Genomic DNA, 23,206 nt, shown 5'->3' on the forward strand with positions numbered 1-23,206 from the left:
GGCGGCGCCGGGCACGGCCCTCAGCCCCCCGGGCGCACGGTGGCAATCTGGCTGCGCAAGGCACGCAGCTGGGTTTTGAGGGTCTGTGCATGCGCAGGCCCCAGGCGCAGCAGGATCTTGTGGCCTGCCGACAGCGACTGCCACTGCGGATCGGCCAATTCATAGCGCAGCCAGGGCTGCTGGGGCGCGACTGTGCCCTGCACCTCGACCAGCCGCAAGGCCAGCGGGCCCTGGACCTCGGGCGCCTGCAGCAGGTGGTCGATCACCGCCACCAGCCGGTCGTTGAAGTACTGGCCGGGGTAGCCGAGCGCCTCGTAGGCCTGCTGCAGCACAGGATAGAAGCGGCGGTACAGTGCTGCCGCCTGGGCGACGTCCACACTAGCCACAAAGCCGACCACTGCGTCATAGCGCGCACTGTTCTCCGGGGCGATCTGCAAGCGGCCATCGGCTGTTTGCTGTGTGAGCATGCGCCCCCCGATGGGGTACAAGGGCCACAGGCGCGGCGCGGCATGGCCGCGTGGCAGGTTGTCGATGGTGGCCACGATGTGGTGGGCCAGGCCCTGCAAGGCAACGAACTTGAGCACCTGCGTGCGACCCAGCCAGTCGCTGACCGCCTGTTCCAACCCGGCCGCATCGGGCGCAGGCGCACCGGCCTGGGTGGGTTCGGCCACCGGGTGCTGTGGGCCTTCGGGCTGTGCCGGTGCGGCAGCGGGCGCAGGTTCTGGGGGCTGCGGCACAGGGGCGGCCTCCGGGGCTGCGCTCGGCACCGGTGCTGGCGGTGCCACGGTTGGCGGGGTCTGCATGCGCTGCCAGGCATACCAGCCGCCCGCCGCCAGCGCCAGCAACAGGGCGGCAGCCGCCAGCTTGTTGCCGCGGGCACGGGACGCGGATGGCCTTGGGGGTCTGAGGTCGTGATCGGTCATGGCCTGGGGTCCTCCTGTCTGCGGGCTTGATCAGGTGTCCCACCATACCGCGCCCTGCCGCGCTTGCCTACCCATGGTGCGAGCAGGCATAAAAAAACCGCCTTCCCGGGAAGGCGGTCATGGTGTGCGAGCCCGCGCGTCAGTCGTGCGTGGCGCCGGCCTTGGCCAGCAGCTCCTTGCGCGTGGCCTCGTCGTCCATCAACTCAAACCACATGGCGTTGAGCACGGCAAACGCGGCCGCCAGCGGCAGTCCCAAAATCCAGGCGAAGTACCACATAGCAACTTCCTTTCAGCGATTCATTGTTCAAAAAACAGAGCGCGTGGCGCTTGCCCATCAAACATTTCGAGATGAAACATTTGAAATAACTTGATGGGACAAGCGTTGGCCACTCACTTTTTAGTAAGCATGGCCCTTGCCCTGCGCAATCTCGTCCGGGCTCACCTTGCCCCGCATGATGTGGAACACCCAGCTGGTATAGGCCAGGATGATGGGCAGGAAGATGATGGTGGACACCAGCATGATGAACAGGGTCAGGTGGCTGGACGATGCGTCCCACACCATCAGGCTGAACTGCGGGTTGACCGACGACGGCAGGATGAAGGGGAACATGGACACGCCCACACTCAGCACGATGCCGGCAATGCCCAGGCCGCTGGACAGCAGGCCCAGCCACTCACGGCGCAGCTTCATGCCCAGGGCCGCGATCAAAGGCATGATCACCCCCAGCGCGGGAACGATCCACAGCAGCGGCTGCTGGGCGTAATTGGCCATCCAGGCGCCCTGCCCCACCGCTGCTGACTTGAGCAGCGGGTTGGACGGACCGGTGGTGCTCATGGCTTCGGTCAGCACATAGCCGCTCAGCTGCGCCAGCCAGACGCCGGCACCGGCAAACAGCACCGTGGTCAGCACCGCGGCCCCCACGCCCCAGCGGGTGGCACGCGCCTGCACGGCACCTTCGGTCTTGAACACCAGCCACGCTGCGCCGTGCATCAGCAGCATGCTCAGCGACACCAGGCCGCACAGCAGCGCGAAGGGGGTGAACAGGTCAAAAAAGCTGCCATCCCAGTAGATGCGCATGTCATCCGACAGGCGGAATGGCACGCCCAGCAGCACATTGCCCATGGCCACGCCAAACACCAGGGCCGCGCCCCAGCCGGACAGGGTCAGCACCCAGTCCCAGCCATTGCGCCAGGCGGCACCTTCGCGCTTGCTGCGGAACTTGAAGGCCACCGGGCGCAAGATCAGGCACACCAGCACCGCAAACATGGCCAGGTAAAAGCCCGAGAAGGAGATGGCATACAGCTGGGGCCAGGCGGCAAAGATGGCGCCCCCCCCCAGAATCAGCCAGACTTGGTTGCCCTCCCACACCGGGCCGATGGTGTTGATCACCACGCGGCGCTCGACATCGGTTTTGCCGGTGGCGCGCAGCAAGGCGGCGGCCCCCAGGTCAAACCCGTCGGTGACCGCAAAGCCCACGAGCAAAATGCCCAGCAGCAGCCACCAGATGACGCGCAGCACGTCATAGCTCAAAAGTTCATGCAAGATCATGTGTGACTCCCTCGGTTACTTGGCGCTGTAGGCATCCACGAGCTTTTTCGCGTAGCTGCTCAGGTGGGGGGCACTTTCCTCCTGCGGGCCCTTCAGGATGGCCTTGCGCATCAGCACCATTTCGATGACGAACATGACGGTGTAGATGGCCACGAACAGCGCAATCGTCAGCAGCACCGTGCTGGCGCCCAGGTTGGACACCGCCATGGCCGTGGGCAACACGCCTTCAATGATCCAGGGCTGGCGGCCCAGCTCGGCCACGATCCAGCCGCATTCGGCCGCAATCCACGGCAGAGGGATGGCAAACACCGCCACCTTCAGCAACCAGGGGTAGGCGTCCAGCTTGTGGCGGGCCGACAGCACGAAGAAGGTGGCCGTCAGCAGGATGAAGAACATGCCCAGGGCCACCATCACGCGGAAGGACCAGAACAGTGGACCCACGGGCGGGATGGTGTCCGCCGCGGCCTTCTGGATCTGCAGGCGGGTGGCCTGGCGCGGATCGTCGGTATAGCGCATCAGCAGCAGGGCGTAGCCCATGTTGGCGCCATGCTCCTCGAATGTGTCGACGGCGCTCTGCGGCACTTCCGACGGCTTCTTGTAGCTGCGGATGGTCTGCAGCGCGTCATAGGCCTTGATGCCGGATTCGATGCGCTCTTCGGCACGCGCCACCAGGTCGTTGATGCCGGGGATCTGCGTGTCCAGCGAGCGGGTGCCGATCAGCCCCATCACCCAGGGGATGTGCACGGCATAGTGCGTCTCGCGCGCCGCCGTGTCCGGAATGCCCACGGCCGTGAAGGCGGCCGGCGCGGGTTCGGTGTCCCACATGGCTTCGATCGCGGCCAGCTTCATCTTCTGGTGCTCTGACGACAAATAGCCGCTTTCGTCCCCCAGCACCACCACCGACAGCGAGGCCGCCAGGCCAAACGAGGCCGCCACCGTCATCGAACGCTTGGCCAGGGCCACGTGACGGCCCTTGAGCAGGTACCAGGCCGAGATGCCCAGCACGAAGATCGCCGCCACGGTGTAGCCGGCCGACACGGTGTGCACGAACTTGGCCTGGGCCACGGGGTTGGTCAGCACGGCAAAGAAGTCAGTCACCTCCATGCGCATGGTCTGCGGGTTGAACGCCGCGCCCACGGGGTTTTGCATCCAGCCGTTGGCGATCAGGATCCACAGCGCCGAGAAGTTGGAGCCGATGGCCACCAGCCAGGTGGCGATCAAGTGTTGCACCTTGGTCATGCGGTCCCAGCCGAAGAAGAACAGGCCGACAAAGGTGGCTTCCAGGAAGAAGGCCATCAACCCTTCGATGGCCAGCGGCGCGCCGAAGATGTCGCCCACATAGTGGCTGTAGTAGCTCCAGTTCATGCCGAACTGGAACTCCATCACCACGCCGGTCGCCACGCCCATGGCGAAGTTGATACCGAACAGCACACCCCAGAACTTGGTCATGTCGCGCCAGATGGTGCGCCCGGTCATCACGTAGACGGTCTCCATGATGGCCACGAGCACCGCCAGGCCAATGGTCAGCGGTACGAACAGGAAGTGGTAGAGCGCCGTTACCGCGAATTGCAATCGCGATAGGTCGACGATGTCGAGGTCCATGGGGAAGTCCTTTCTCTCTTAAAAACCCTTGGCCGTTGCAGGTGCTGCCACCACCGCTGCGTCCTCGCGCAGCCGGCCCAGCAGCTTGTCGAAATCCGTCGTGCCGCGCCGGGCCTCTGCCAGCAAGCGGCCCCCCTCCACCCAGAGCAGACGGTCCGCTGTTTCAGCCTCTCTGCGCCAGTGGGTCGCAACGATCACGGTGTGCCCGTGCATCTGCTGGCGCAGGCGTTGCAGCACGTCCCGGGCCGTGGCGGCATCCAATCCTTCGGTGGGCTCATCCAGCAGCCAGCACGCAGCGGGGTGCAGCAGCAGCCGCGCCAGTGCCAGGCGGCGGGCCTGCCCGCCGGACAAGCCCAAGCCGCCCTCTCCCAGGCGCGTGTCCAGCCCTTGGGGCAGGGCGCGCACATCGGCGGCCAGGCCGGCATCCTCCAGCGCTTGCCACAGCTGGGCATCGCTGGCGTCCGGCTGGGCCAAGCGCAGGTTGTCGCGCAGGCTGTCCTGGAACAGCTCGGTGCGCTGGGTCAGCCAGGTGCAGGGCTGGGCCAGCACCTGGCCGTGCACGGCGGGCAGCTCGCCGGCGATCAGCGACAGCAGCGTGCTCTTGCCGGCACCGCTGGCGCCGATCAGCGCCACCTGGGTGCCCACGGGAATCTGCAGATCCATGGCCGCCAGCGCCCGGTGCGGGCTGCCGCGGTGCTGGGCCGCCGCCTGCTGCAGCCGCACGGCACAGCCTGGCGGTGGTTCAGTCACTTTGATTTCGATAGCTACTGGCGCTTGCACCACCTGGGGTGCCAGCCGTTTGATGGACAACCAGGTACGACCGGCTTCCACCGCGCCACGGCGCAAGGCGGCGAAAGGCTCCATCGCAGCCAGGGCCACCAGCAGGGCCAGGGCCGCCCCCGGCGCCCCCACCACGCCCTGCTCGACCAGCCAGCCCACCGCCAGCAGCACGCCCACCAGGGTCAGCGTGCTGGCCATGCCAAAGGCCATGCTGGCCCGGGCTTCCAGGCGGTTGAGCTGGCGGTCGGCCTGGGCCACGCTGCGCTCCGTGGCCGCCAGGCGGGCACATTGCGCCGGCAGGCGGCCGGCCATCAACAGCTCGGTCTGGCCGGCCACCAGGTCCACGGCCTGGGTGCGCAGGCGCTCCAGGGCGGCCGCACGGCGCAAGGCCGGGCGGCGGGCACGCAGGGCCAGCACGGCGGCAATCGCCATGCCCGTCAGTAGCAGCCACAGGCCCAGCAGCAGGCCCAGGCCCGCGTGCATGGTGCCCAGCACCACGGCCGCCAGCAGCGCGGCCGCGCAGGCCGACACCAGGGGCACGGCCAGGCGTAGGTACAGGCTGTCCAGCGCGTCCACATCGCTGGTCAGGCGCTGCAGCCAGCGTGCGGGCCGCAGGCACAGCTGCCACGCAGCACCGGCCGGGGCCCAGCTGCGGAACAGGCGCTCGCGCAGCGCCGCCAGCACGGCCAGCGTGGCATCGTGCGTGACCAGGCGCTCGCCATAGCGCGCCCCGGTGCGCCCCAGGGCCAGCAAGCGGATGCCAGCACTGGGCATGAAGACGTCAAACACCAGGGCAGTGGCCGGCACCAGCCCGGCCAGCGCCGTGGCGGCAATGAACCAGCCGGACAGGCCCAGCAGCGCCATGCCCATCAGCACGGTCAAGCTGGCCAGGGCCATGCCCCCCAGCCACAGGTGGCGCGGCGCCATGGCCGCCAGCGCCACCAGCATGGCGCGTGTGCTGCTGCGGGATGCCTTCATGCCAGTACCTCCGCGCCCTGCACCGGCACCACCCGGTCCATGCGCGCCGCCAGCACTGGGTCGTGGGTGGCCACGATCAGGGTGCGCCCCTGGGCCAGCTGCAGCAAGGCCTGCATGACCTGCGAGGCCGTCATCGGATCCAGGTGGGCCGTGGGTTCATCCACCAGCAGCACCCCGGCCTGGGGCGCCGCCACGGCCAGGCGCGCCAGCGCCAGGCGCACGGCTTCGCCGCCCGACAGGCCCTGCCCGCCTTCCCCCAGGCTGCTGATGGGGCGCGCCTGCAGCACGGCCCCCAGGCCTGCGGCCTGCATGGCTGTGGCCACGTCGGCCTCGGCCACGTCGGGACGGTCCAGGCGGATGTTGCGGGCGGCCGAACCCGCAAACACATGCGGGTGCTGGCCCATCCAGGCCATGCGTTGGCGCAATGTCGCTGCGTTGCAGTCCTCTATGGGCACGCCATCCACCCGCACCTGCCCCTGGTGGGTGGGCAGCAGGCCGGCGATCTGCGCCAGCAGCACCGACTTGCCGCTGCCACTAGCCCCCCACAGGGCAACATGTTCGCCCGGCTGTATGTCCAGGTGCACCGGTGCGGCCGAAGCGGCGACACCCGGCGCCTGGATGTGCACGTTGTGCAGCGTCACCCGCGCTGCGTCCTGCCGCGCCCCGGGGACCTGGGGCGCGTGGGCCGCCAGCGCCCCGGGCAAGGGCTGGGCCTCACGGGCCATGTCCTGCAGGGTCTGCACTGCGGCCTCGCCGGCGGCGCGGTCGTGCCACACGGCTGCCAGTTCGCGCAGCGGCTCGAAAAAGCTGGGCGCCAGCAGCAACACGAACAGGGCCTGCCCCAGGTTCAGGCGGCCGTGCCAGGTGCCGAACTCCAGATAGCCCAGCAGGTGAAAGCCCACGTACACGGCCACCATGGCCACGCCCAGCGCCGAAAACAGCTCCAGCACGGCCGAGGACAGGAAGGCGATGCGCAGCACGCGCAGGGTGCGCTGGCGCAGGGATTCGGCATGTGCACGCAGCCGCCGGGCCGTAGCATCGACCGCGCCCAGGGCGCGCAGCGTGGTCAGGCCGCGCAGGCGGTCCAGCAGAAAACCGTTCATCTGACCCAGCTGCACCATCTGCTCCTGGCTGGCCACCTGGGCACGCCAGCCCACAATGGCCATGAACAGGGGAATCAAGGGCGCTGCCACCACCAGGATCAGCGCCGCCACCCAGGATTGCCAGGCCACCACGGCAGCAATCACCAGCGGCAGCACCCGGGTGCGCCACATCGCGGTCTGGTAGCGCGACAGCCAGGGCACAATCGCCTCCGCCTGTTCGGCCACGGCGCTGGCGGCCTGGCCCGACGGCACGCGCCGTGTGTCCAGGGGCGAGCTGCTGGCCAGCGCTTGCACCACCTGGGCCCGCAGGGTGTCCACCTGGGCCCGGGCAGCCTCAAAGCTCAAGCGCATGCCATGGCCCTCGCACCAGGCCTTGGCCGCACCCAGCACCAGCAGACCCAGCGCCAACCCACCCACCTCGGCGGCACGGCCTGTGGCCATCCACTGCACGGCGGTGGCCAGCAATGCCGCCTGCGGCAGCCACAACAGCGAGGCCACGACCGACCACGCGGTACCGCGGTCGGGACGGCGACGCTGGGCGCGGGGCTTGCTTGCCGTTTGATCGAAGTCAGTGGATTCCATTTGATTCCGAATTTTCAGTATTTACTGAAATTTGTGCAGATGCTAGGGTTTCTGCAGAACAACTTCCACACGGGCTCAGGTAGTCGAGTGAAACACTGCGGCGTTGATTTCCATCAAATCACCCAAATAGCAAGAGGGGTAATGGCCGTGTCATGACCTACACCAAGCCCCCGTGGTGCGCAGGTCAAAAAAAAACTCCCCGAAAGGCGCTGTTGGGTGATGGCGGCATGCCGCAGCGATGTCACACACGCGGTGCGCCGCATGGTCTGCCGCGTTCAGCGCATGGTTGCCATGCGTAGCCATCGCAGGGGCCGTGCTTGGCCGCGTGGCGCAGTACTGCAGGGGCGTGACGTCGATGCTTTTGCGCGGAAGTTGTTCTGCCACACCAGGGGCTTTTTCTTCTTCTCGGCGGCCAGCGGCAGCTCACCTTCCCCGGCCTGGGTCAGCGGGGCGGCCTCAAAGCCCTTGGCCAGGGCCTGCACCTGCTCGCGGTACTGCTGCAGGTCCCGCTGGGCGACACCGGCGCGCTGCAGGAAGGCCACGATCTTCTCTGGCGGATTGGGCGCCAGGCAGTTGAAGGGCACGTTCACGGCCACCATCGCCGGGTGCACGCCCTCGGTGACGTTCTGGGGCTTGCCCAAGTAGAGGTGATGCGCTTTTGCGAATCGCGCACGTTGGCAAACAGCTGCACCGCGGCAGGTTCCAGCGCCTGCTTGTCGGCATCGCTCAGGCGGACGTTTTCCAGGAAGGTCGCGGCCAGGTCCTTGGGATAGTCCCGGTCGACCTCCTGCATCTCGGCAACGTTGATGAAATCCCCCTGGCCAGGGAAGGACCGCGCTGGGCGCAGGTAGGCGTTGAGGGCTTCCATGGACTTGACATCGATCTGGACGATGGACTTCAGGCCCAGGGCGGTCACCGTCTGGGGGTGGATTCGGCGGCTAGGGCCGGCGATGCCAGCGCCACGGCGCCGAAGGATGTCAATTGCATAAAAAATTCACAAAACAGCGCACGCGAGAGCGCACTGAAAAAAGACAAGCCCCTGTGGTACAGACCGCCCACTTCGCAGAAGATAGCCTGGCACACAGGGGCTGGGCACGGCAGACCATGGCCTATCGAGGCGCCCGAATTGTAACTTTCTATGTCCTGCGCTTCCAGTCCCCGATGGGAGGCAGCCCAGGGGTCAGGTCGTGGCCAGTTGCAGGCGTTGGCGGGCTTCCTGGTATTCCCGCTTGAAACGCGCGATCAGCTCGGCCGCAGGCAGCACTTTGTCGATGGCGCCAATGCCCTGGCCGCAGCCCCAGATGTCCTTCCAGGCCTTGGTGCGGCCCGAGCCAAAGTTCATGGCGCTGGGGTCCGACACCGGCAGGTTGTCCGGGTCCAGGCCGGCTGCGCGGATCGACGGCGCCAGGTAGTTGCCGTGCACGCCGGTGAACAGGTTGGAATACACCACGTCGTCCGAGTTGCACGCCACGATGGCCTGCTTGTACTCCTCGGCGGCACGGGCCTCCTCGGTGGCGATGAAGGCCGAGCCGATGTAGGCAAAGTCCGCCCCCATCGCCTGGGCGGCCAGGATGGCACCGCCCGATGCCATCGAGCCCGACAGCGCCAGCGGACCATCAAACCATTGGCGGATTTCCTGGATCAGGGCAAACGGGCTTTTCACGCCGGCATGGCCGCCAGCCCCCGCCGCCACGGCGATCAGGCCGTCCGCGCCCTTCTCGATGGCCTTGTGGGCGAACTTGTTGTTGATGATGTCGTGCATCACCACGCCGCCCCAGCTGTGCACGGCCTGGTTCACGTCCTCGCGCGCGCCCAGGCTGGTGATGATCAGCGGCACCTTGTACTTGGCGCAGACCTGCAGGTCGTGCTCCAGGCGGTCGTTGCTCTTGTGCACGATCTGGTTGATGGCAAACGGGGCGGCCGGCGCTTCAGGGTGCGCCCGGTTGTGCGCGGCCAGCTCTTCGGTGATCTCGGCCAGCCAGTCCTCCAGCATTTCTGCAGGGCGGGCATTCAGGGCGGGCATGGAGCCCACGATGCCGGCCTTGCACTGGGCAATGACTAGCTTGGGGTTGCTGATGATGAACAGGGGCGAGCCGATCACGGGCAATGCCAAGTTTTGCAGCACTGCAGGAATTTTGGACATGCAACGGTCTCCGAATCTATTGTGATTGATAGAAAAACAGCTTCAAACGCTGACCAGACAAGCGCCAGCAGCTCACTTTTCTAATGATAAGAGCAGCCATCCCATGGTCTGCCCTTACTGCGGTGCTGTCTGTCGCCAGGGCGTCAGAAGGCGTCCAGTGCCAGGGCGCAGGCGCTGTCGCCGCCTGCCAGGATGCTGTCGCGCAGGCTGGTCGTGCGGGTCAGGATGTGCTCGGCGTAGAACTGCGCCGTGGCCACCTTGGCCTGCATGAAGGCCACGTCCTCGCCCTGGGCCAGCTTGTCCTGCGCCACCAGCAGGGCGCGGCCCATCTGCCAGCCGGCCACCAGATTGCCGGTCAGCATCAGGTAGGGCACGCTGCCCGCGTACACGGCGTTGGGCGAGGCCTTGGCCTTGCCGGCCACAAAGTCCACCACGTCCAGGAACGCCTCGCGCGCGGCCTGCAGGCGCAGGGCCATGGCCTGGGCGGCGGCGGTGCCGCTGGCCCGCAACTGCTCTTCGGTCTTGGCGATCTGGGCGGCAATGTCCTTGGCGTTCTTGCCACCGTCACGGGCCGTCTTGCGGCCCACCAGGTCATTGGCCTGGATGGCGGTCGTGCCTTCGTAGATGGTCAGGATCTTGGCGTCGCGGTAGTACTGGGCGGCGCCGGTTTCCTCGATGAAGCCCATGCCGCCGTGCACCTGCACGCCCAGGCTGGTCACTTCCAGGCTCATCTCGGTGCTGTAGCCCTTGACCAGGGGCACCATGAATTCATAGAACTCGGCGTTCGCCTTGCGCACCTCGGCATCGGGGTGGTGGTGGGCCGCGTCATAGGCCGCCGCGGCCGTGGAGGCCATGGCGCGGCAGGCCTCGGTGGTGGCGCGCATGGTCATCAGCATGCGGCGCACATCGGGGTGGTGGATGATGGCGGCGCTGCCGGCCACGCTGCCATCCACGGGGCGGCTTTGCACCCGGTCGCGCGCGTACTGCACGGCGCGCTGGTAGGCCCGCTCGGACACACCGATGCCCTGCATGCCCACGCCATAGCGCGCGGCGTTCATCATGATGAACATGTATTCCAGACCGCGGTTTTCCTCGCCCACCAGATAGCCGACGGCGCCACCGTGGTCGCCGTACTGCAGCACGGCCGTGGGCGAGGCCTTGATGCCCATCTTGTGCTCGATGGAGACGCAGTGCACGTCGTTGCGCGCGCCCAGCGAGCCATCGGCGTTCACCAGGAACTTGGGCACCACAAACAGGCTGATGCCCTTGACACCCTCGGGCGCACCGGCCACCCGGGCCAGCACCAGGTGGACGATGTTGTCCGCCATGTCGTGCTCACCGTAGGTGATGAAGATCTTGGTGCCGAACACCTTGTAGCTGCCATCGGGCTGGGGCTCGGCCCGGGTGCGCACCAGGGCCAGGTCCGAGCCGGCCTGGGGTTCGGTCAGGTTCATGGAGCCGGTCCACTCGCCGGTGATCAGCTTTTCCAGGTAGGTGGCCTTCAGGTCGTCGCTGCCGGCGGTCAGCAGGGCTTCGATGGCGCCATCGGTCAGCAGCGGGCACAGCGCAAAGCTGATGTTGGAGCTGTTGAGCATTTCCACGCAGGCCGCGCCAATCGTCTTGGGCAGGCCCTGGCCGCCATAGGCCGCGGGGTGCTGCAGGCCTTGCCAGCCGCCTTCCACGAACTGCTGGTAGGCCTCCTTGAAGCCCGGGGTGGTGGTGACCTTACCGCCCTCAAAGCTGGAGGGCTGGGTGTCGCCGGGAATGTTCAGCGGCTCCACCACGCCCTCGCACAGCTTGGCGCTTTCTTCCAGCACGGCCTGCGCCGTCTCCAGACCGGCATCCTCGAAACCCGGAATCTGCGCCACCTGGTCCAGATGGGCCAGGTGTTCCATGGCAAACAGCATGTCTTTGATGGGGGCGGTATAGCTCATGTCTCAGCTTTCTTCTTGAGAGTAAAAATGGGTTCCAGCGCTTGTCCAGCTTGCGCTGACTGCTATTTATTGCGTCACACGGCCTTGCGCGTTGACGATGCTCAAATCCACAAACCGGGAGCCCGACTGCGAGCCCCGCGCAAAGGTGACCCAGTAGCCACCGAGGTCCAGCGACTGGATGCTGCGCAGGCTGTCGGCCAGCCGCTCGCTGCTGAGTGGCTGGGTGCGGCGCATGGCTTCGACCAGCACCTTGGCGTTCACATAGCCTTCCATCATGGGATAGCTCACGCTCAGCGCCTCGTCCTTGGGCTGCTTGGCCAGCAGGTCGCGGAATTCCTTGTTCAGGCGGTTGGTGGAGCGGTAGGGGTTGGGCACGACCTGCGCGATCGACACCCCGCGCATCAGCTCCACGGGCAGGCGGGTGGCCAGCTGCTCGATGTCGGCGCTGGAGGTGGCATACACCTGGGCGGCCCCGCCTTCCAGGCGGTAGGCCTCCAGGAACGCCGCACTGGCGGGGCTGGACGCCACCACCAGCACGGCCTGCGCACGCGGCTCCGCGCGCTGCAAGCTGTCGATGGCCGCCTCCTGTGCCTGCTTGCCGGCCTTCCAGGGCACGTGCGCCAGCAACTGTCCGCCGGACACGGTCACCAGGCTGCCGACCAGCTGGGTCAGGGCCTTGGCCTCGTCCTCGCTGCGCTCGTCGTACACCAGGGCCAGGCGCGTCAGGCCCAGGGTGGCCAAGTGCTTGGCAATCTTCTCCACCTCCTCTGGCAAGCCGGCACGCGTGCTGAACAGCTGGGGCGCCTTCAGCACCCGCATGTCGGTGCTGTGAAAGCCGACCAGGCTGGTGGAGGCCTGTTCCAGCAGCTTGCTGTCCAGCAGGGCTTGCAGGTTGCGGTTGCCAAAGTAGCCAGCCAGGGCCACGGGCTTGGCCTCCTGAAGCAGGCGCTGCGTCTGCTTGACCGTTTCCTCAGGACTGCCGCGGTCATCGGCGGAGACCAGGCGCAGGCGGTCGCCGTGCACGCCGCCGGACTTGTTCACCTCGTTGAAATACAGGCGCATGCCCTGGGCGTAGGCCTTGCTCTGCACCGCCGTGGCCCCGGTCAACGGCGCCACTTGGGCCACCACCCAGTCCGCGTGCGCCAGACTGGCGCTGGCGACGCACACCACGGCCAAGGCCAGCCGATAGCGCATACGCATGCTTGTCTCTTGCATATCCCGTCTCCGTGTTCGCAGGCTGTTGTTGTGTGAAAAGTCCTGGCGCCCTGCATCCCCCGATGCAAAAAAGGAGGGGCACGCCCCTCCTTTTTGTCTTCGCTGCTTACAGTGCCTTCACCAGTTCAGGCACCGCGGTAAACAGGTCGGCCTCCAGCCCATAGTCGGCCACCGAGAAGATCGGCGCCTCGGGGTCCTTGTTGATCGCCACGATCACCTTGGAGTCCTTCATGCCCGCCAGGTGCTGGATCGCGCCCGAGATACCCGCCGCGATGTACAGCTGCGGCGCCACGATCTTGCCGGTCTGGCCCACCTGCAGGTCGTTGGGGGCGTAGCCCGCATCGACCGCCGCACGGCTGGCACCGATGGCCGCGCCCAGCTTGTCGGCCAGGGGGGTGATGACTTCGTTGAACTTCTCGGCGCTGCCCAGGGCACGGCCACCAGAGACGATGATCTTGGCGGCGGTCAGCTCGGGACGGTCGCTCTTGGTGACTTCACGGCCCACGAAGGCGCTCTTGCCAGAGTCGGCCACGGCAGCGGCGGTTTCCACCGCCGCAGAACCACCGGTGGCTGCCGCGGCGTCAAAGCCGGTGGAGCGCACGGTGATGACCTTGGTGGCATCGGCCGACTGCACGGTGGCGATGGCGTTGCCGGCGTAGATGGGGCGCTCGAAGGTGTCGGCGGCGATCACGGCGGTGATGTCGCTGATCTGGCCCACGTCCAGCTTGGCGGCCACGCGGGGGGCGGCGTTCTTGCCCGAGGCGGTGGCGGGGAACAGGATGTGGCTGTAGCTGCCAGCGATGGCCAGCACCTGGGCGGCGATGTTCTCGGCCAGGCCGTCCTTGAGGCTGGCGCCATCGGCGTGGATGACCTTGGACACACCGGCGATCTGGGCGGCGGCCTGGGCAGCGGCAGCGGCGCCTTCACCGGCGACCAGCACGTGCACGTCACCACCGCAGGCCTTGGCCGCGGTCACGGTGTTCAGGGTGGCGCCCTTGATGGAGGCGTTGTCGTGTTCAGCAATAACGAGTACGGACATGATGTTTCTCTCCTGGACGCTTAGATGACCTTGGCTTCGTTCTTCAGTTTGTCCACCAAAGTGGCAACGTCAGGGACTTTGACGCCAGCGCCGCGCTTGGCGGGCTCGGCCACCTTCAGGGTCTGGATGCGGGGTGCGACGTCCACGCCCAGCTCTTCGGGCTTGACCACATCCAGCTGCTTTTTCTTGGCCTTCATGATGTTGGGCAGCGTCACGTAGCGGGGCTCGTTCAGGCGCAGGTCGGTGGTGATGATGGCGGGGGTGCTCAGCGCCAGGGTTTCCAGGCCGCCGTCCACTTCGCGCGTCACGTGGACCTTGTCGCCAGCGACTTCGACCTTGGAGGCGAAGGTGGCCTGGGGCAGGTCGGCCAGGGCCGCCAGCATCTGGCCGGTTTGGTTGTTGTCGCCGTCGATGGCCTGCTTGCCCAGGATCACCAGGCCGGGTTGCTCCTTGTCCACCAGGGCCTTGAGCAGCTTGGCAATGGCCAGCGGCTGCAGCTCGGCATCACTCTCCACCAGGATGGCGCGGTCGGCACCAATCGCCATGGCGGTGCGCAGGGTTTCCTGGCACTGGGTCACGCCGCAGGACACGGCGATCACTTCGCTGACCACGCCCTTTTCCTTCAGACGCACCGCCTCTTCCACGGCGATTTCGTCAAACGGGTTCATGCTCATCTTGACGTTGGCGATGTCCACGCCTGTGCCGTCGGACTTCACGCGGACTTTGACGTTGTAGTCCACCACGCGCTTGACTGGAACCAATACCTTCATGCTGCTGCTCCTTGGATCAGTGTGATTGCAAGTTGTTTGAATTGACGTAAACGTAAACTTGGAACATTCTATGCCGCGATGCAGCAAGTCCCGTAAAAAGACGTTGCCAAGCAGGGCGGATAAAAAAGAACGATCGTTCCATTTTATGCACGCAGCTTGTGAAATCCCCAGCGTTTTTTGATCAACCTAGGGTCTTCACCTAGGCGCGATGGTCCACAGCCTCAGGGTCAACCTTGACGTCTTTGGCACCGGGCGCACCGCCCGACCACTCCAGCACCTGCCGTGGCACCGGCAGCTGGATGCCCGCCGCGCGCAAGCCCTGCAGCACCGCCAGGTTGACGTCGGAGCGGATGTTGCCCTGCCCGTTCTGCGGGTCGCTGATGTAGTAGTTCAGGCTGAACTGCAGGCCATGCTCCAGGAAATCCACCAGTTGCACCGAGGGCCCCGGCTGGGCCAGCACGCGGGGCTGGCTGGTCGCCGCCGCCAGCAGGACCTGGCGCACCTGCTCCACATCGCTGTCCATGCCGACCACCATCGTGGTTGACAGGCTGAACCGGCGATCGGATTGCGTCAGGTTCTCCACCCGCTGGGTGATCAGGGTTTCATTCGGCACGATGGATTCGCGGCCATTCAAGGCCTGGATGACCGTGAACCGGGTCTTGATGTCGGTGATGCGGCCCTCGAACCCATCGACGCGGACGTTGTCGCCAATCCGCAGGGCCCGCTCGATGAGCACCAGAAAGCCGCTGACGTAGTTGGAGGCAATTTTCTGCATGCCGAACCCCAGGCCAACGCCGATCGCGCCCCCCATGACCGACAGCGTGGTCAGATCCATGCCAACCCAGGACAGCGCCAGCAGCAGGCCCACGGTGATCAGCACCCCGCGGGTCACATTCATACTGACCTTGCGCATGGACAGGTCGCCGACCCAGCGGTTGATCACATGCTGCTCGAACAGGCTGGACACCCACAGGACCACCACCAGCATCAGGCCAGTGGACAGCGCACCCTCAATCAGACTCAGCAGGCTAATCTGTGACTTGCCCAGCGTCAGCCGGACGGCATCCAGCTCTTCCAGCACCTGCGTCAGCAGGCCCAGGCTGTGCAGCACGGCCAGCCCCCAGACCATCCACGAGAACACCCGCTCGATCAGGCGCATGCCGGTGGATTGGGGGAACGACTTGCTGAGCACCCGGGCCACGAAGCGGATCACGGTCAGCGAGCACAGCAACGAGATGGCGATCCGCAGCCAGAACACTGGCATGTACTGCACCATGATGGCTTGCGCGATGTAGATCCACAGCAACGCCATCAAGGGGAACATCGCCCCATTCAGCGGCTTGGAGCCAAACCAGACCGAGGCGGCGCGCCCCTTGTGCTTCAGGTGGCGGCCCCAGAAGCGCACGCAGACGTAGGCCAGCAGCAAACCGCCGAGCACGATAAAAAACTCCAGCCAGGCGCTGGAGTTGTTGAAGTCATCAATCAGCTTGTCAACGATGTCCATGGTGCAACCACCCTGCGGCTATGAATGGGCTGATTGTGGCGCAGTCTGCCGGGGTGGCCGGCCTGCGGCCCACCCAGCATGCCCCGGCCTACTGGCGCCAGTGGGGCACGCGCTTTTGCGCGAAGGCCTGCGCGCCCTCCTGGGCATCGGCATCCATCATGTTGCAGGCCATGACCTCGCCGGCCAGCTGGTAGGCCGCCTGCAGGCCCAGCTCACGCTGGCGATACAGCAGTTCCTTGCCCATGCGCACCGCCGTTGCCGGCTTCTGCACGATGGCCTGCACCAGCTTCTGCACCTCGGCATCCAGATCCTCGGGGGCCACCACGCGGTTCACCAGACCCCGGGACTGGGCCGTCTCGGCGTCCATGAAGTCGCCCGTCAACAGCATTTCCATCGCCTGTTTGAAAGGGATGTTGCGCACCAGGGGCACGCTGGGCGTGGCACAGAACAGCCCGTACTGGATGCCACTGGTGGCAAAGCTGGCCTGCGTGCTGGCCACCGCCAGATCACACTGCGCCACCAGTTGGCAGCCCGCCGCCGTGGCCATGCCCTGCACCCGCGCGATCACGGGCACGGGCAGGCGCGCAATGCTCAGCATCATGCGCGAGCATTGCGCGAACAAGTCCTGGTAATAGTCCAGCTGCGGGTGGGCCGCCATGTCCTTGAGGTTATGCCCGGCACAAAAGGCCTTGCCTTGGGCGGCCAGCACCACCACGCGCACGTCGGTGTCGGTGGCCAGCTCCGTCAGGGCCGACTGCAAGGCCTCCAGCATGGGGGCCCCCAGGGCGTTGAAGCGCACCGGATCGTTCAAGGTCAGCGTGACCACGCCGCGCGCATCGCGCGTTTGCACCAGCATCTCTGCATCCATACCCACCTCCACTCAAACATCGGCCAGCACACGCAGGTGCGCTTCCACACTGCGTGACAGCGGCCCCATCATGTAGCCCCCTTCCAGGCAGGAGACGATGCGCCCCTTGCTGAAGCGGCGGGCAATGTCCTTGATGCGCTCGGTCAGCCAGATGTAGTCGTTTTCCGTAAGGCCCAGCTGTCCCATGTCGTCGTCGCGGTGGGCATCGAAACCGGCGCTGACGAAGATCATCTCGGGCTTGAAAGCCTCCAGCCGCGGGATCCACAGCATCTCGACCAGTTCGCGGATGTCCATGCCCTTGGTGTAGGCCGCCACCGGGATGTTGAGCATGTTCGCGGCCGGCTCTTTGTCGCCGCTGAACGGGTAGAAGGGGTGCTGAAAGAAACTCACCATCAGCACGCGGTTGTCACCGGCCAGGATGTCTTCCGTGCCATTGCCGTGGTGCACGTCGAAGTCCACGATCGCCACCCGCTTGAGGTTGCGCCGCTGCAGGGCGTGCAAGGCGGCGATCGCCACATTGTTGAAAAAGCAAAAGCCCATAGCCTTGTCGCGCGTGGCGTGGTGGCCGGGGGGACGGATGGCGCAAAAGGCGTTTTCCAGTTCGCCGTCCAGCACCGCATCGGTGGCCGCCACCGCCGCGCCGGCCGCGTGCAGCGCGGCAGTGAAGGTGTGGGCGTTGATGGAGGTGTCGGTGTCCAGCTGGGTGTACTCGGGGCCGCCGGCGGCCTGCTCTTCGACCAGCCTGTCGGTCAGGCCACGCAGGGCCGCCACATGCATGCGGTCATGGGCCAGCTCGACATCGCTGAGCGCGGCGGCGGGTGCATCGATCCGTTCGAGACCGTCCAGCACCCCGGTCATCAGCAACCGGTCCTCGATCGCATCCAGGCGCTGCGGACACTCCGGATGCCCTGGCCCCATCTCATGCTGTCGGCATGAGTGATGAGAAAAATAGCCTGTCTTGCCCACTTTTCTTGTCCCCTGTTGTCATTGTTTTCGGATACCTTCTGTGCATGACATCACAAAAAATCCGGTCTCTTTTGGATCAGCTTAACACGGTGATCGTTGGCAAAAAACAGCAGGTCCAGGACTGCGTGGCCTGCCTGCTGGCCGGTGGACACCTGCTGATCGAGGATGTGCCGGGCGTGGGCAAAACCACCCTGGCCCATGCCCTGGCCCATGCGTTCGGTCTGCAGTTTGCCCGCGTGCAGTTCACCGCCGACCTGATGCCCAGCGACCTGACCGGGGTGTCCGTCTACGACCGGGGCCGCGAAGGCTTTGTGTTCCACCCCGGCCCCGTGTTTGCGCAGGTGCTGCTGGCCGATGAAATCAACCGGGCCAGCCCCAAGACCCAGAGTGCGCTGCTCGAAGCCATGGAGGAAAAACAGGTCTCCATCGAAGGCCGGACCCACCCGCTGCCCACGCCGTTTTTCGTGATTGCCACCCAGAACCCGCAGGAACAGCTGGGCACCAACCCCTTGCCCGAGAGCCAATTGGACCGTTTCTTGATGCGCGTCAGCCTGGGCTATCCCGACCGCGCGTCGGAGCTGCAACTGCTGGCCCACCACGGCCACCGCGCCCACGCCGACCAGATGCCGCCCCAGCTGACGCCCGAGGAACTGGCCGCGTTGCAGCAGGCGGTGCTGCAGGTCCATGCGGCCGAGCCCTTGCTGCACTACATCCAGGACCTGGTGGATGCCACGCGCAACGGGCAGTGGTTTGTGCAGGGCCTGTCCCCCCGCGCCGGCATTGCCCTGCTGCGCGCGGCCAAGGCCAATGCCCTGCTGCACGGGCGCGACTACGCATCGCCCGACGATGTGCAGGCCATGTTCGTGCCCACCATGGCACACCGCCTGCACGCTGTGGCGCGCGCCGGCCGGGGTACGGTCGCGCAGGTCCAGGCGCTGTTGCACACGGTCGCCCTGCCCTGATGTCCGAGCCACAGCGCCCCACCCGCAGCCGCTGGCGACAGCGCTTGCACAACTGGGTCACGCGCGGCCAGGTACCCAGTGCCGAGCACACGCTGGGGCACCGCAACATCTATGTGCTGCCCTCGGCCGCCGGCTGCATGCTGGCGGCCACGCTGCTGGTGCTGCTGGTCGCGTCGATCAACTTCCAGCTCAACCTGGGCTACCTGCTCACCTTCCTGATAGCAGGCAGCGCACTGGCCAGCGTCTGGGTGGGCCACCGCAACCTGCAGGGCCTGCAACTGCACCTGGGACCGCTGCAGCCCGTGTTCCAGGGCGAACGCGCCACCGTGCCGCTGCACCTGCAGGCCCCGGCCGCCGGTCCGCATCGCCACGGACTGTCCGTGGCGCTCAACCGCTCGCAAGGCCCGCTGGCCTGGGTGCATGCCGACGTAGCCGCCGGCCACACACAGGTGGTCGAGCTGGGCAGCGTGCCACACCAGCGCGGCTGGCACCGCGTGCCCCGGGTGGTGCTGGAAAGCCGTTACCCGCTGGGCGTGTTCCGCCTGTGGAGCTATTGGCAGCCCGATGGCCGGGTGCTGGTCTACCCGTGCCCCGAAACACCGGCGCCCCCCATCCAGCACCTGGACCACGCCCACTCCGGCACCAGCTTGCCGCAGCACAGCGGCATGGTCGAGCCCGACAACGTGCGCCACTACCAGCGCGGCGACAGCCTGCGCAGCATCGTGTGGAAGAAAGCCGCCTCGGCCCTGGCCCTGGGCCACGGCGACCTGGTGGTGCGCAGCGGCACGGCGCCCCAGACCGACCGCCTGTGGCTGGATGCCCGCGCCACGGGCCTGACCGATCCCGAGGCACAGATCGCCCGCCTCACCGCCTGGGTGCTGCAGGCCCACGCCCAACAGGCGCTGTGGGGGCTGCGACTGCCCAGCGGCCAGCAATTGCCCCAGGCCATGGGCGAGCCACATTTGCACGCCTGCCTGGCGGCACTGGCCGTGGACGGCAAATCCGCTGCACCCCATTAGAGTTTTGAATCAAATCACCTTCCAGCGCGCATACAGCCTACGCAAGCAGCTATCAAAAATGGATTCCACCACCACCCCTCCCCTGCCGCGCGAGACCCGCGACACCTTGCTGGTGCTGGGGGTGGTGGCCCTGGTGCTGCTGCCGCAGGTGGCCTACCTGCCGCCGTGGGCCAGTGCGCTGGCGGCACTGCTGCTGGGCTGGCGCATGTGGCTGGCCCACAGCGGCCAGCGCCTGCCGGGCACCTGGCTGCTGGCGGCCCTGCTGGCCTTGGCCGTGGGTGCCACGGCGCTGCAGTTCCGCTCCATCGTCGGCCCCGAGGCCGGCGTGGTCCTGGTGATCCTGCTGCTGGTGCTCAAGACACTGGAGATGCGCGCCCGCCGCGACGCCATGGTGATTTTCTTCCTGGGCTTCTTCACGCTGCTCACCCTGTTCCTACAGTCCCAGTCGCTGAGCATGGCCCTCGCCATGCTGGTGGCCGTATGGGGGCTGCTGGTCTGCCTGGTGAATGCGCACATGCCGTCCGGCTACCCCAGCCTGCGGCAACTGGTGCGCACCGCGGGCCTGCTGATGCTGCTGGGCGCGCCCCTGATGCTGGTGCTGTTCCTGGCCTTCCCGCGCCTGCCACCGCTGTGGGGCCTGCCCACGCAGGCCAGCAAAGGCACGACCGGCCTGTCCAACGACATGACCGTCGGCCAGGTGGCCGAGCTGGCGCAAAACCACAGCGTGGCCCTGCGCGTGCGCTTTGACAGCCCCGATGGCAAAGCCCCGCCGCAGCGCTTGCTGTACTTCCGGGGGCCGGTGCTGAGCCGCTTTGACGGGCGCAACTGGCAAGCGGACGCCGACGGCGCCCCGTATGCGCTGCCGGCCACGGCCCAGGACGCCGCCGCGGGGCTGGGGACGGCCATCGACTATGAAATCACCCTGGAGGCCCACCAGCAGCGCTGGCTGCTGACCCTGGATGCCACCCTGTCGCCCCCGGACGCCCAGCGCCAGGTGCAGCGCACCGCCGACCTGCAGTGGCTGACGGCGCGCCCCCTCACCGAGGTGCTGCGCTACCGCGCCCAGGCCCACCTGCACTACGCCTATGGCCAGCAACTGTCGGACTTCCAGCGCCGCCAGCACCTGCAGCTGCCACCCGACCTGAACCCCCGCACCATGCAATGGGCGCAGACGCTGCGCAGCGACCACGGCACGGATGACACCGCCATCGTCCAGGCCGCCCTCAATCACCTGGGCAGCGGCCGCTACGTCTACACCCTGGCGCCGGATGTGGTGCCCGGCCCACACACGACCGACGCCTTCTGGTTCGAGACGCACAACGGCTTTTGCGAGCACATCGCCTCGGCCTTCACGGTGCTGATGCGCGCCGCCGGGATTCCGGCACGCATCGTCACCGGCTACCAGGGTGGCGAGCGCAACCCGGTGGACGGGCTGTGGACCGTGCGCCAAAGCGACGCCCACGCCTGGACCGAAGTCTGGCTGCCCCACGAGGGCTGGCTGCGCATCGACCCCACCTCGGCCGTGGCGCCCTCGCGCACCGAGCAGCTGCAACGGCTGTCACCGCCCACCTCGGCCTTCGGTGGCGCCATGGAGCAGGTCATCAGCCCCGACGTCCTGCGCCGCCTGCGCGCCAACTGGGAAGCCCTCAACCACCGCTGGAACGACTGGGTGCTGAATTACACCCCGCGCGACCAGTCGGCCCTGCTGCAGCGCCTGGGCTGGACCGACTGGAGCATCCCGCAACTGGCGGCCGGGCTCAGCGGCCTGCTGGCCCTCGCCACCCTCGGTGCGGCCTGGCAGCGCTGGCGCCGGCGCTGGGTGGCCGACCCCTGGCTGCGCCTGATGCAGCAGGCCCGTCAGCAGTTGCAGCGCCATGGCCTGGAACATGCGGACACGCGGGGGCTGCAGGCCCTGGCGGCCGCTGCCCAAGCACAATGGGGGGATGAATCCCAGCCACTGCAGCACTGGCTGCTGCAGATGGAACAATGGCGCTATGCACCGCATGGCCCCCAGACGCCCAGCCTGGCCCAGCTGCGGCGTGCATACCGCGCTTTGATTTGGCCCAGCCCCCGTACTCCATGAAACGTTTGCTTCCCTCCTTGTTCCTGCTCGGCCTGGTCACAGGCTGCGCCACCCACCTGCCTGCAGACGCCCAGAACAGCGCACCCCGCGCGCCCAAAAACACCCCTCCCAAGAGCACGGCCGCCAGCGCCCCGTATGCACAACGCGCCGATGCCCAGCGCTGGGCACGCGAAATGGCCGCGCGCCAGCACCTGGACCTGGCATGGATCCAGGCCCAGCTGGCGCAGGCGCGCTTCCTGCCGCAGGTGCCGCGCCTGATGACGCCGGCCCCCAAGACCAGCACCACCGCGCGCGACTGGGGCGACTACCGCCGCCGCTTCATCGACCCGGTGCGCATCAACGCCGGGGTGCGCTTCTGGGACCAGAACGCCGACACCCTGGCACGCGCCGAGGCGATGTTTGGCGTGCCCGCCGAAATGGTGGTCGGCATCATCGGCGTCGAGACCATTTACGGCCGCAACATGGGCAACCTGCGCGTACTGGACAGCCTGGCCACCCTGGCCTTCGATTTCCCACAGGCACATCCAAGGGCCGCAGAACGCCAGCGCTATTTCCAGGGTGAGCTGGAGCAGTTCCTGGTGATGATGCACAACGTTGGCACCCCCACCACAGAGCCGCGCGGCAGCTACGCCGGGGCCATGGGGCTGGGCCAGTTCATGCCCACCAGCTGGGCCCAGTGGGCCGTCGACTTTGACCGCGATGGACGCATCGATCTGTTTAACAGCGCGGCCGATGCCATCGGCTCGGTGGCCAACTACTTCAAGGCCCATGGCTGGGTCAGCGGGCAGCCAGTCTGGTACCCCGCCCTGTTCAACACCGACCGCCTGAACCTGCCGACCCTGCTGGCACCGGACATCCGCCCCAGCTTCACAGCGGCCCAGATGGTCGAGCTGGGCGTGGTGCCCCAGGGCGGGCTGGACCATGACGGCCCACTGGCGCTGATCGAGTTGAAAAACGGCGAAGCCGCGCCCAGCTACCTCGTCGGCACCCAGAACTTCTACACCATCACGCGCTACAACTGGTCCAGCTACTACGCCACCGCCGTGTACGACCTGGGCCAGGAGGTCAAGGCCGCGCGCCAGAACCGCGCGCCCGAGGTGGCCCAGCCGGCCACCATCCCCGGCCTCGCCGCCGCGGCCACCGCCACAGCGCCCTAGAGCGCAGCACAAAGTCCACCTGCGTGGCA

20 protein-coding genes are annotated in these 23,206 nt (G+C 66.9%); 4 read left to right on the forward strand and 16 right to left on the reverse strand.

What is annotated here, in order from left to right; translation table 11 throughout:
• Positions 1-20: 20 nt before the first annotated feature.
• The 16 genes from KAQ61_RS10845 to KAQ61_RS10920 form a co-directional block, all read right to left on the reverse strand.
• Positions 21-923, reverse strand: coding sequence for a DUF3014 domain-containing protein (locus KAQ61_RS10845; RefSeq protein ID WP_210929174.1), 903 nt, complete (start codon positions 921-923; stop codon positions 21-23).
• A gap of 139 nt (positions 924-1,062) precedes the next feature.
• Complete coding sequence (gene cydX, locus KAQ61_RS10850; protein ID WP_052369891.1) at positions 1,063-1,200, reverse strand: cytochrome bd-I oxidase subunit CydX; 138 nt, start codon at positions 1,198-1,200, stop codon at positions 1,063-1,065.
• A 120-nt stretch (positions 1,201-1,320) separates the two neighbouring features.
• Complete coding sequence (gene cydB / locus KAQ61_RS10855; RefSeq protein WP_210929175.1) at positions 1,321-2,472, reverse strand: cytochrome d ubiquinol oxidase subunit II; 1,152 nt, start codon at positions 2,470-2,472, stop codon at positions 1,321-1,323.
• 15 nt (positions 2,473-2,487) lie between these two features.
• A complete protein-coding gene (locus tag KAQ61_RS10860) occupies positions 2,488-4,074 on the reverse strand; it encodes a cytochrome ubiquinol oxidase subunit I (protein WP_042415749.1) in 1,587 nt (528 codons plus the stop codon).
• Between the two features lie 18 nt (positions 4,075-4,092).
• Positions 4,093-5,832: a thiol reductant ABC exporter subunit CydC gene (gene cydC / locus KAQ61_RS10865; protein WP_210929176.1), complete on the reverse strand. Its 1,740-nt coding sequence runs from the start codon at positions 5,830-5,832 to the stop codon at positions 4,093-4,095.
• Positions 5,829-7,517, reverse strand: coding sequence for a thiol reductant ABC exporter subunit CydD (cydD, locus tag KAQ61_RS10870; RefSeq protein ID WP_210929177.1), 1,689 nt, complete (start codon positions 7,515-7,517; stop codon positions 5,829-5,831). The genes cydC and cydD overlap by 4 nt, the downstream gene beginning before the upstream one ends.
• A gap of 275 nt (positions 7,518-7,792) precedes the next feature.
• Positions 7,793-8,158 (reverse strand): hypothetical protein, encoded by a 366-nt coding sequence (locus tag KAQ61_RS10875; RefSeq protein WP_210929178.1) that lies wholly within the window; start codon positions 8,156-8,158, stop codon positions 7,793-7,795.
• Positions 8,104-8,433, reverse strand: coding sequence for a hypothetical protein (locus KAQ61_RS10880; RefSeq protein WP_210929179.1), 330 nt, complete (start codon positions 8,431-8,433; stop codon positions 8,104-8,106). The genes KAQ61_RS10875 and KAQ61_RS10880 overlap by 55 nt, the downstream gene beginning before the upstream one ends.
• 264 nt (positions 8,434-8,697) lie before the next feature.
• Positions 8,698-9,660, reverse strand: coding sequence for an NAD(P)H-dependent flavin oxidoreductase (locus KAQ61_RS10885; RefSeq protein WP_210929180.1), 963 nt, complete (start codon positions 9,658-9,660; stop codon positions 8,698-8,700).
• 143 nt (positions 9,661-9,803) lie between these two features.
• The gene (locus tag KAQ61_RS10890) at positions 9,804-11,594 is read right to left on the reverse strand and encodes an acyl-CoA dehydrogenase (RefSeq protein WP_210929181.1); all 1,791 of its coding nucleotides are present in this window, start codon (positions 11,592-11,594) and stop codon (positions 9,804-9,806) included.
• Positions 11,595-11,660: 66 nt separating this feature from the next.
• Complete coding sequence (locus KAQ61_RS10895; protein ID WP_244982869.1) at positions 11,661-12,809, reverse strand: ABC transporter substrate-binding protein; 1,149 nt, start codon at positions 12,807-12,809, stop codon at positions 11,661-11,663.
• A 106-nt stretch (positions 12,810-12,915) separates the two neighbouring features.
• Positions 12,916-13,848, reverse strand: a complete 933-nt coding sequence (locus tag KAQ61_RS10900) for an electron transfer flavoprotein subunit alpha/FixB family protein (protein WP_210929182.1) — start codon at positions 13,846-13,848, stop codon at positions 12,916-12,918.
• Between the two features lie 20 nt (positions 13,849-13,868).
• A complete protein-coding gene (locus KAQ61_RS10905) occupies positions 13,869-14,618 on the reverse strand; it encodes an electron transfer flavoprotein subunit beta/FixA family protein (protein WP_210929183.1) in 750 nt (249 codons plus the stop codon).
• 199 nt (positions 14,619-14,817) lie between these two features.
• Positions 14,818-16,122 carry a mechanosensitive ion channel family protein gene (locus KAQ61_RS10910; protein WP_210929184.1) on the reverse strand — a complete coding sequence of 435 codons (1,305 nt, stop codon included), beginning with the start codon at positions 16,120-16,122 and terminating at the stop codon, positions 14,818-14,820.
• Between the two features lie 88 nt (positions 16,123-16,210).
• Positions 16,211-16,990 carry an enoyl-CoA hydratase gene (locus tag KAQ61_RS10915; protein WP_210929185.1) on the reverse strand — a complete coding sequence of 260 codons (780 nt, stop codon included), beginning with the start codon at positions 16,988-16,990 and terminating at the stop codon, positions 16,211-16,213.
• 12 nt (positions 16,991-17,002) lie between these two features.
• Positions 17,003-17,956, reverse strand: a complete 954-nt coding sequence (locus KAQ61_RS10920; RefSeq protein WP_244982870.1) for a histone deacetylase family protein — start codon at positions 17,954-17,956, stop codon at positions 17,003-17,005.
• Positions 17,957-18,000: 44 nt separating this feature from the next.
• Between KAQ61_RS10920 and KAQ61_RS10925 the strand changes: the two genes are divergently transcribed.
• The 4 genes from KAQ61_RS10925 to mltB are packed head-to-tail and all read left to right on the forward strand — an operon-like array spanning position 18,001 to position 23,177.
• On the forward strand, positions 18,001-18,918 hold the full coding sequence (locus KAQ61_RS10925) for an AAA family ATPase (protein ID WP_210929186.1): 918 nt from the start codon (positions 18,001-18,003) through the stop codon (positions 18,916-18,918).
• Positions 18,918-19,937, forward strand: coding sequence for a DUF58 domain-containing protein (locus KAQ61_RS10930; RefSeq protein WP_210929187.1), 1,020 nt, complete (start codon positions 18,918-18,920; stop codon positions 19,935-19,937). Before KAQ61_RS10925 ends, KAQ61_RS10930 begins: the two co-directional genes overlap by 1 nt.
• A 58-nt stretch (positions 19,938-19,995) precedes the next feature.
• A complete protein-coding gene (locus KAQ61_RS10935) occupies positions 19,996-22,020 on the forward strand; it encodes a transglutaminase TgpA family protein (protein ID WP_210929188.1) in 2,025 nt (674 codons plus the stop codon).
• Positions 22,017-23,177, forward strand: a complete 1,161-nt coding sequence (gene mltB, locus KAQ61_RS10940; RefSeq protein WP_210929189.1) for a lytic murein transglycosylase B — start codon at positions 22,017-22,019, stop codon at positions 23,175-23,177. Before KAQ61_RS10935 ends, mltB begins: the two co-directional genes overlap by 4 nt.
• The last annotated feature ends 29 nt before the right edge of the window (positions 23,178-23,206 follow it).

It is taken from the genome of Comamonas aquatica, from assembly GCF_018064205.1.
Taxonomy (GTDB): Bacteria; Pseudomonadota; Gammaproteobacteria; order Burkholderiales; family Burkholderiaceae_C; genus Comamonas; species Comamonas aquatica.